Genomic DNA, 8,300 nt, shown 5'->3' on the forward strand with positions numbered 1-8,300 from the left:
TCAGGCGATGGTTATCGTCTTCCCTTCGCAGGGCGCGGATATCTTGTCCAGCGTGACCTCCAGGAGTCCGTTGTTGTATTCCGCCTTCGCGGAGTCCACATCGACGTCGCAGGGCAGTGCCAGGTCCTTCTCGAACTCCCTTCCTGGGGTGTGGACCTTGATGCTCAGGACGTTCTTCGTGCAGGTGAGCCCTATGTCCCCTTTCTCCACGCCGGGGATCTCCGCCACCGCTCTGACGACCTCGTCCTCCTCGGACACGTCGGTGAACGGTTCTGCCCTCTCGGATGGCCCGAGGGCGCCCAGTCTGCTTCCGCTGTTGCCGTATTCCTTGACATGCCTGACCCCGTCGGGGCCCTGCCACATGGTGTAGCCATACGTCTTGACCTCGGGACCGGACATGTCCATCTGGGAGAACATGTCCTCGATCCTTCTGTTCAGGCTGTCGAAACCTCCGAAGAGGTCGTTCCAAATGTCATCTGTACTCATCTTCTCACCTCGTTCGAATCGTTTCCCTCCTTTCGGAGGGGAAATGGTTTGGTCGGGGGCCTCACTCGGCCCCGTATTCCGAGAGCTCGGCCCTCTTCCTCGGTCCGAACTTCTCCAGTGCCTGGTCGAAGTCCTCGTTGGTGACCTTGCAGTTGCCTATGTCCTCGTCCGAGGGCTCCCCGCCCTTTGCGATCAGGTTCCTGACCGCGTTCATCACGGCCTCGTTGCAGATGGCCGCGATGTCGGCCCCGGTGCACCCGTCGGTCTTGGCGGCGAGATCGGAGAGGCTCACGTCCTCGGCCATCGGCTTGTTCTTCGTGTGGATGCCGAATATCGCCTCCCTGGAGGCCTCGTCCGGCGGGCCGATCATGATCGACTTGTCGAACCTCCCGGGCCTGAGCAGCGCGGGGTCCATTATGTCCGGGCGGTTGGTGGCGGCGATGACCACCACGTTGTTCAGGCTCTCCAGCCCGTCCATCTCGGTGAGCATCTGGGAGATCACCCTCTCGGTCACTCCGTTGTCGCTCCCGCCCTTCCCCCTCTCGGGTGCGATCGAGTCGATCTCGTCCATGAAGATCACGCAGGGGGATGCCTGCCTGGCCTTCCTGAACGTCTCGCGGACCGCCTTCTCGGACTCCCCGACCCACTTGTTCAGGAACTCGGGCCCCTTGACCGCGATGAAGTTCGCCTCGGACTCCGTCGCGACCGCCTTGGCCAGCATGGTCTTCCCGGTCCCCGGCGGGCCGTACAGCAGGATCCCCTTGGGCGGCTTGGCACTCATGTGCTCGAACACCTTGCCGTACTTCAGGGGCCACTCGACGGCCTCCTTCAGCTCCTGCTTGGCGCTCTCCAGGGCCCCGATATCGTCCCACTTGACGTTGGGCTTCTCGATCAGCACCTCGCGCATGGTGGAGGGCTGCATGTCCCTGAGTGCGGACTTGAAGTCGCTCGCGGTGACGGATATCCTGTTCAGCACCTCCCTGGGGATCTCCTCGGCCTCCAGGTCCACGTCCGGGAGCACCCTCCTCAGCGCGGCCATGGCCGCCTCCTTGGTCAGGGCGGATATGTCCGCTCCGGAGTACCCGTGGGTCTTGTCTGCGAGCCAGTCGAGGTCCACGTCCTCCGCAAGGGGCATGCCCCTGGTGTGGATCAGCAGGATCTCGTGCCTCCCGTTCCTGTCCGGGATGCCTATCTCGATCTCGCGGTCGAACCTCCCGGGCCTCCTCAGCGCCTCGTCGATGGAGTTCGGACGGTTGGTGGCCCCGATGACCACGACCTTTCCCCTCGAGTTCAGACCGTCCATCAGGGACAGGAGCTGTGCCACTATCCTGCGCTCCTCCTCGCCGGTGACCTCCTCGCGCTTGGGCGCGATCGAGTCGATCTCGTCGATGAAGATGATGCTCGGGGCGTTCTCCTCGGCCTCCTTGAAGATCTCCCTCAGCTTGCCCTCGGACTCTCCGTAGAACTTGCTGACGATCTCCGGGCCCCCGATGGTTATGAAGTTGCTGCTGGTCTCCCCCGCGACGGCCTTGGCCAGCATGGTCTTCCCGGTCCCGGGAGGTCCGTGCAGGAGCACTCCTTTGGGAGCCTCGACTCCGAGTCTCTTGAAGAGCTCCGGGTGTCTGAGCGGCAGCTCCACCATCTCGCGGATCTTCCTGACGGCGTCTCCGAGCCCTCCGATGTCGTCGTAGGATACCTTGGGCACGTCCCCTTTGTTCGCGGCCGGTTTGTCCGAGACCTTGACCTCGGTGGAGCCGCACATCATCACGGCCTCCCCGGACGGCGAGAAGGAGGTGACGATCAGGTCGATCTTGTTGCCCATGACGTTCAGGGTGATGGTGTCGCCCTTCCCGATGGCACGTCCGTCGAGGACCTGCTTGAGGTACTCCTCCCCGCCCTGCAGCCTCAGCTGCTCCGTGGGGGAGAAGGTGATCTTCTCGGCGTTCTTCGCCACGACCTTCTTTATCCCGACCCTCTCGTCGAGGGATACGCCGGCATTCCTTCTGGTCGAGCCGTCCATCCTGATTATTCCCAGGTTGGCATCCTCAGGTGCTCCCCTGAGGACCTTCGCGACGGTCTTCCTGCCGCCGTCGATCTGCACTATGTCGCCGACCTTGATCTGCAAGACATCCATCAGTGCGGGATCGAGTCTGACGATCCCTCTGCCCGTCTCACCTGCTTTCAGCTCGGCTACTTTGATTGCTTTGTCTGCTACCATGTTCCTTCACCTCCGCTCGTCCATCCGGACGGTCATGCCGTCCTCGTTCCCGTTCTCGTCCGTCTGCTTGATGAATGCGGCAATGGCACTCCTCTCAGTGAGCAGGCGGGACCTCTCCCGATCCAATTCCTCTATCCGTTCGTCTATCTCATCCAGTCTGCGGGCTATGTCCGTGTGTTCCGGTTCGTTCGCGTCCTCGGCACCGATCAGTTTCGCAGAGAACGCATGGGTCCTCATGTCCACGATCAGAGTGAACTCGGTGCAGGGGCTGTACAGGGAGCGGTTGGGTCCCATCTCGCTTCTTACCTCGGTCCTCTCGACGACCCCGCATTGCTCCATCAGGGTGAGGTTCTTCACCACGGCCTGTGTGCTCACTCCAAGCTCCTTGGAGAGCTGGAGCGGGTAGCTGGGCTCCCTCACTATGCGTTCGAGGATCCTCCTTCTGGTGGGGTTCTCGACCAATGAGAGTAGGATGTCTAGGTCGTCCATGTTATCTCCTGGTTGTTAACCTTTAGTTCACAACCTCTATGTATGATTGAACTTCTATATAAAGTATTCTATAATTATGCGTGTTATCCTTTGTCATGTCTCTACAAAATCGATGAGAATAACATCATATTCTGACTATAATGAACATTTTATTACAATAAAATACCATTATGTACATATACTATGTATGCATCGACCAATCATGACAATACCTAGAGATGCGCGCATCACCCTGGATCCCGAAGAGATCCCAAAGAGGTGGTACAACCTCGCCGCAGATCTCCCTGAACCCGTGAAACCTCCTCTGAACCCAGTGACCAAGGAGGTCGCGAAGCCAGAGGATTTCGCACCCATCTTCTGCAAGCCCATCATCCAGCAGGAGGGCTCCATGGAGAGGTTCATCTACATACCCGAGGAGGTCAGGGAGGCCCTCATCTCCTTGAACAGGCCGGCGCCGCTCCAGAGGGCGTACCGTCTCGAGAAATACCTCAAGACCCCCGCGAAGATCTACTTCAAGAGGGAGGATCAGAGCCCCCTCGGGAGCCACAAGGGGAACACGGCCCTGGCACAGGCGTACTACAACGCAGAGTCCGGAGTTCACACCCTGACCACCGAGACGGGGGCGGGCCAGTGGGGGACCGCGCTGGCCATGGTGTCCAACATGTTCGACATCGACACCACCGTGTTCATGGTGAAGGGAAGCTACAATCAGAAGCCTCTGAGGAAGACGCTGATGCACCTCTACGGTGCGGAGGTCTATGCATCCCCGTCGGAGTACACCGAGTTCGGGAAGAAGATCCTGAAGGAGCACCCCGACACGTCGGGTTCCCTCGGTATCGCGATATCGGAGGCCTGCGAGATCGCCGTCAACAACGAGAACACATGCTATGCGCTCGGAAGCGTCCTCAACCACGTCATGCTGCATCAGACCGTGATCGGTCTGGAGACGATGGAGCAGATGAAGAAGGCGGAGATCACGCCCGATTACATGATCGCATGCGTCGGCGGGGGATCCAACTTCGCAGGGTTCACGTTCCCCATGATGGCCGAGAAGATCAGGGGAAGGTCCGAGACGGAGATCATCGCCGTCGAGCCCAAGGCCGCCCCGTCGCTCACGGAGGGCGAGTTCAGATACGACTACGGGGACACCGCAGGGCTGACCCCGCTCGTCATGATGTACACCCTCGGGAGCGAGTTCATCCCGAAGAGCATCCATGCAGGCGGGCTCAGGTACCACGGCATGTCGCCCCTCGTGTCCGCCGCGTACGACCAGAACCTGCTCACGGCCACGGCGTACGATCAGCCGGAGACGTTCGAGGCAGGGTGCACGTTCGCCAAGACTGAGGGCATAGTCGCGGCCCCCGAGTCCTGTCATGCGATCAAGGCCGCCATAGACAAGGCCCTCGAGTGCAAGAGCACCGGTGAGGAGAAGACCATCGTGTTCTGTCTCTCGGGACACGGGCTGGTTGACCTGTATGGGTACGACCAGTACATCGCCGGGACGCTCCAGTCCTCGTCCGTGGACGTGTGACGTCCGGGACTTTTTCAAACGCCAGGCACGGACGGCCCTCGGCCGTCCTGCCCATTATATATCGAGAACTGTTCGCAGAGGCGATGGCGGGAATTCTAGTAGGTGACCGTGTCGAGGTAAGGGACCAGAGCGAAGGCAGCAGGCTCTACACCAGAGGCAACTTCGGCTATCCGCGCAGCGGGGGCGGTGTCGATCTGGACCTCATCGAGGCCGTATATCTGCTGGAAGGACGCAGGCTCGAGGTCCTGTCCGACGGCAAGGCGATGCTCTTCGAGGAGCTCTTCAGGCATGCGTCGGCCGAGTCGGACGGGTTCGACATCAAGTACCTCGTGTATCGCGACCTCAGGAACCGCGGGTTCATCGTGAAGTTCGAGACTGGGGACTACGACATATCCGTGTTCCCCCGCGGAAAGACCATGAGCAACTCCCGCCCGGAGTTCATGGTCCGTGCGGTCTCCGAGAGGACCGCGGTCGATATCTCGAAATCCGTGCGCGAGGCCTCCTACGTGTCCGAAAAGAAGAAGAAGCTCCTGTACGGCGTGGTCGACGAGGAGGGCGATCTGACATACTACACGCTCTCGTTGCGCGACCCTTCGGGGAAGGTCTATCCCGAGCCCATATCCGGGAAGCCCGTGGGACATCTCATATCGGACCGCGTACTCGTCTTCGACAGGTCGCACTCCGAGGCCCTCAGGGACTACGGCTATTACGGGAAGTCCATGGTCGAGGCGCTCCAGCTGTCCCTGATCGAGAGCATACATCTCGTGGGGAAGGGGAAGCTGACCGTTCTGGACCAGAACGACCAGCCGCTCGGGTTCGACGACCTCATGAATGTAGGGGAGTCCGTACAGAACGAGTTCAGGATCAGGTACATGGTGTACTCGGACCTTCGCGAGAGGGGGCTGGTCGTCAAGACCGGGTTCAAGTACGGGACGCACTTCAGGGTCTATCAGACCTCTCCCGACGATTCCCACGCACGCTATCTGGTACATGCCGTGACCGAGAGCGACATCCGCATGTGGCCCGAGATATCCAGGACCGTCCGCCTTTCCGGCGGCGTGAAGAAGGAGATCCTCTTCGGTCTCGTCAGGAAGAACGAGGTTGAATACCTGGAGTTCAAGTGGTTCAAGCCTTGATCTCCGGCTCCTCCAGCAGACCCTTCACGAAGTTCTCGAGGTCCCTGAACCTGGGGTGGTTCAGGAAATAGACGTGGTCGTTGCCGTCGCGACGGGACGATATCAGTCCGGCATCCCTCATCTTTCTGATGGCCGCGTTCGTCCTCGCGGGATCCAGTCCGAACAGTCCGTCCGGGAACGGGGAGCGGACCTCCTGTCTCGAGAGGCCCCTGACAAGCGTTAGCACGTCCGGGTCGGCCAGGGCCTGGAACATGTCCAGTTCCGGGTCGCACGATATCCCCAGCGGTGCCCTGCGGGTGAGGCAGATGTGCTTGCTGGGCCTCTGGTTGTCCTCAGTCATGATCCCGTGTAGCGCACGGGAGCGTTAAAAGAATGGTGTCGGAGGCTCCCTTCCGGGAGCCTCCTGGGATCAGAGCTGGATCTCGATCCCGAGCTTCTCTGTGAGCTCCTTGTATCTGTTCCTTATGGTGACCTCGGTCACTCCCGCGACGTCGGCGACCTCCCTCTGGGTCCTGCGCTCGTTGCACAGGATCGAGGAGATGTATATCGCGGCCGCCGCCACGCCTGTGGGCCCTCTGCCCGATGTCAGCTCCTTCTCGGACGCGTCCTTGAGGATCTCCGCGGCCTTGGTCTGGACCTCTCCGCTGAGCTTCAGCTCGGAGGAGAATCTCTGGACGTAGTCCTGGGGCTTGGTGGGCATCAGCTTCAGCTTCAGCTCGCGGGTCATGAACCTGTAGGTCCTCCCGATCTCCTTCCTCCCGACGCGGCTGGAGTCCGCCACCTCGTTGAGGGTCCTGGGAACGCCGCACTGCCTGCACGCGGCGTACAGCGAGGCTGCTACGACACCTTCGATGGACCTTCCCCTTATCAGGTTCTTGTTGACCGCCTTCCTGTAGATCATCGCGGCCGTCTCCCTGACGTTCCTGGGAAGTCCCATGGCCGAGGCCATCCTGTCCAGCTCGGACAGGGCGAAGGCCAGGTTCCTCTCGGTGGCATTGGACACACGGATCCTTCTCTGCCACTTCCTCAGCCTGTAGAGCTGTGCACGGTTTCTGGTGGGGATGCTCTTACCGTAGCTGTCCTTGTTCTTCCATGAGATCTCGGTAGAGAGTCCCTTGTCGTGGATGGTGTAGGTCATCGGTGCGCCGGTACGGGCACGTTTCTCTCCCTGTTCCACATCGAATGCTCTCCATTCGGGGCCCTGATCGATGAACTGGTCATCCAGGACCAGTCCGCAGTCCTCGCATAGCAGCTCTCCGCGCTCATAGTCGCGTACCAGGTGGTGGCTGCCGCACTCGGGACAGACTTCAATCTCTTCTGTTCCTTCTCTTGTCTTTGGCATCGCGTTTTCTCCCCTTGAAGAACGTTATGCTTCCCTTGTTCGCGGTCATACCCTTGGACGGGTTGACCGAGGCGTATGGGCCGTCTACTGGCCCGAAAACCCTTCCTACGGTTCCAAGTCTCTCGTTGTTGAGAAACACCGCATCGCCGATGTCTGGAAGGACCTTGCAGCGGACGATTATCCTGCCATCGCAGGTCAGTTCCTCCACCTCTCCAAGAACATCCATAATACACACGGCCAAGTTCGGTCAAAAACGACTTACTTATACTAATATACTCATACTATTTAAATTATTGGATTTTATTCATATACTAGATAGAAATAATCTGTTTGTTCTCCTTAAAATCCGTTCTGTCTGGATGCATTCTACCTGGATTATGTATCCATAGGGTAAAAACGATGGGTGGACGGCGGTCCGCATCTCCTGTGACGGAGATCGGATTCGGGCGTGGTTCGGAACGTGTGTGGGATCCATGCATGTCTGGATCCGATATCGTTGTGGACTTCAACGTCGTTCACCGAATGCTATGCGACCCGGATACGGTATCGGACGCAGGGTCCCGAGAGCTGGCTCTTTGAAGGCGCGGTGTCGGGCGTCACATACGGGATCCGAGGGCCGTCAGCATGCTGGTGGCCTAAGCATCTATTAAATAGGAACTATTGTGTTGCGGTAGTCAAGATGCCCGAATTCGGGTAAACATTCGGAGGTACAACATGGAAATTCTCAGCATGTCTTTCCTGACCCTTGTGGTCCTTGCATTCGCCCTCGTCCTTCTCGTGACGGGTGCGTTCTCCGCGTACTTCGGCTCTGGAAAGAGCAGGTCCGCCGGAATCGCGATGGCTGTCATCGGTCTTGTCCTCGGTATCGTCTGGGTCTATCTGACCGCAGACAGCGGGATCTCTCCCTTCACCGAGGTCAACACGTGGGATGTCATCTACAATGCCATCATCGACCTTATCGGAGTCGTCATCGGTGCCCTTATCGCCGTTGCCATCTTCCTGGTCGTCGTTCTGAAGAGTTGATCCTTCAGCCACGCGAGAAACCCTTTGTTAAGTTGAAAAAAAGCGGCTCAGACCAAGGATGGGTTAGGGTGTATA

The 8,300-nt window shown here is 59.2% G+C and carries 9 protein-coding genes; 3 read left to right on the plus strand and 6 right to left on the minus strand.

The genetic code is table 11. The features are described from left to right. The 3 genes from V5D86_RS07695 to V5D86_RS07705 form a co-directional block, all read right to left on the minus strand. Complete coding sequence (locus V5D86_RS07695; RefSeq protein WP_414596102.1) at nt 1-486, minus strand: Hsp20/alpha crystallin family protein; 486 nt, start codon at nt 484-486, stop codon at nt 1-3. A gap of 61 nt (nt 487-547) precedes the next feature. Continuing rightward, entirely contained in the window at nt 548-2,704 is a 2,157-nt protein-coding gene (locus V5D86_RS07700) for a CDC48 family AAA ATPase (RefSeq protein ID WP_414596103.1), read from the minus strand. A 6-nt stretch (nt 2,705-2,710) separates the two neighbouring features. Further along, complete coding sequence (locus V5D86_RS07705; RefSeq protein ID WP_414596104.1) at nt 2,711-3,193, minus strand: ArsR/SmtB family transcription factor; 483 nt, start codon at nt 3,191-3,193, stop codon at nt 2,711-2,713. A 202-nt stretch (nt 3,194-3,395) separates the two neighbouring features. Here V5D86_RS07705 and V5D86_RS07710 point away from each other — a divergent pair, with 202 nt between their 5' ends. Together V5D86_RS07710 and endA are read left to right on the plus strand one after the other, a co-directional pair. Next, complete coding sequence (locus tag V5D86_RS07710) at nt 3,396-4,724, plus strand: TrpB-like pyridoxal phosphate-dependent enzyme (protein ID WP_414596105.1); 1,329 nt, start codon at nt 3,396-3,398, stop codon at nt 4,722-4,724. Between the two features lie 83 nt (nt 4,725-4,807). After that, nucleotides 4,808-5,860 (plus strand): tRNA-intron lyase, encoded by a 1,053-nt coding sequence (gene endA / locus V5D86_RS07715; protein WP_414596106.1) that lies wholly within the window; start codon nt 4,808-4,810, stop codon nt 5,858-5,860. Here endA and V5D86_RS07720 read toward each other — a convergent pair. The 3 genes from V5D86_RS07720 to V5D86_RS07730 all read right to left on the minus strand — a co-directional run bounded on the left by V5D86_RS07720 (nt 5,850) and on the right by V5D86_RS07730 (nt 7,428). Next, entirely contained in the window at nt 5,850-6,200 is a 351-nt protein-coding gene (locus tag V5D86_RS07720) for a hypothetical protein (protein ID WP_414596107.1), read from the minus strand. The genes endA and V5D86_RS07720 overlap by 11 nt on opposite strands. 69 nt (nt 6,201-6,269) lie before the next feature. Further along, nucleotides 6,270-7,202, minus strand: a complete 933-nt coding sequence (locus V5D86_RS07725; protein WP_414596108.1) for a transcription initiation factor IIB — start codon at nt 7,200-7,202, stop codon at nt 6,270-6,272. Further along, nucleotides 7,168-7,428: an H/ACA ribonucleoprotein complex subunit GAR1 gene (locus tag V5D86_RS07730; RefSeq protein WP_414596109.1), complete on the minus strand. Its 261-nt coding sequence runs from the start codon at nt 7,426-7,428 to the stop codon at nt 7,168-7,170. The genes V5D86_RS07725 and V5D86_RS07730 overlap by 35 nt, the downstream gene beginning before the upstream one ends. Nucleotides 7,429-7,916: 488 nt before the next feature. Here V5D86_RS07730 and V5D86_RS07735 point away from each other — a divergent pair, with 488 nt between their 5' ends. Next, on the plus strand, nt 7,917-8,225 hold the full coding sequence (locus V5D86_RS07735) for a hypothetical protein (protein WP_414596110.1): 309 nt from the start codon (nt 7,917-7,919) through the stop codon (nt 8,223-8,225). The last annotated feature ends 75 nt before the right edge of the window (nt 8,226-8,300 follow it).

This window comes from Candidatus Methanoprimaticola sp. MG2 (assembly GCF_047501175.1).
Taxonomy (GTDB): Archaea; Thermoplasmatota; Thermoplasmata; order Methanomassiliicoccales; family Methanomethylophilaceae; genus Methanoprimaticola.

Coding starts and splice junctions, on each gene's coding strand:
- V5D86_RS07695 (WP_414596102.1), bottom strand. CDS start 486: ATGAGTACAGATGACATTTGGAACGACCTCTTCGGAGGTTTCGACAGC.
- V5D86_RS07700 (WP_414596103.1), bottom strand. CDS start 2,704: ATGGTAGCAGACAAAGCAATCAAAGTAGCCGAGCTGAAAGCAGGTGAG.
- V5D86_RS07705 (WP_414596104.1), bottom strand. CDS start 3,193: ATGGACGACCTAGACATCCTACTCTCATTGGTCGAGAACCCCACCAGA.
- V5D86_RS07710 (WP_414596105.1), top strand. CDS start 3,396: ATGACAATACCTAGAGATGCGCGCATCACCCTGGATCCCGAAGAGATC.
- endA (WP_414596106.1), top strand. CDS start 4,808: ATGGCGGGAATTCTAGTAGGTGACCGTGTCGAGGTAAGGGACCAGAGC.
- V5D86_RS07720 (WP_414596107.1), bottom strand. CDS start 6,200: ATGACTGAGGACAACCAGAGGCCCAGCAAGCACATCTGCCTCACCCGC.
- V5D86_RS07725 (WP_414596108.1), bottom strand. CDS start 7,202: ATGCCAAAGACAAGAGAAGGAACAGAAGAGATTGAAGTCTGTCCCGAG.
- V5D86_RS07730 (WP_414596109.1), bottom strand. CDS start 7,428: ATGGATGTTCTTGGAGAGGTGGAGGAACTGACCTGCGATGGCAGGATA.
- V5D86_RS07735 (WP_414596110.1), top strand. CDS start 7,917: ATGGAAATTCTCAGCATGTCTTTCCTGACCCTTGTGGTCCTTGCATTC.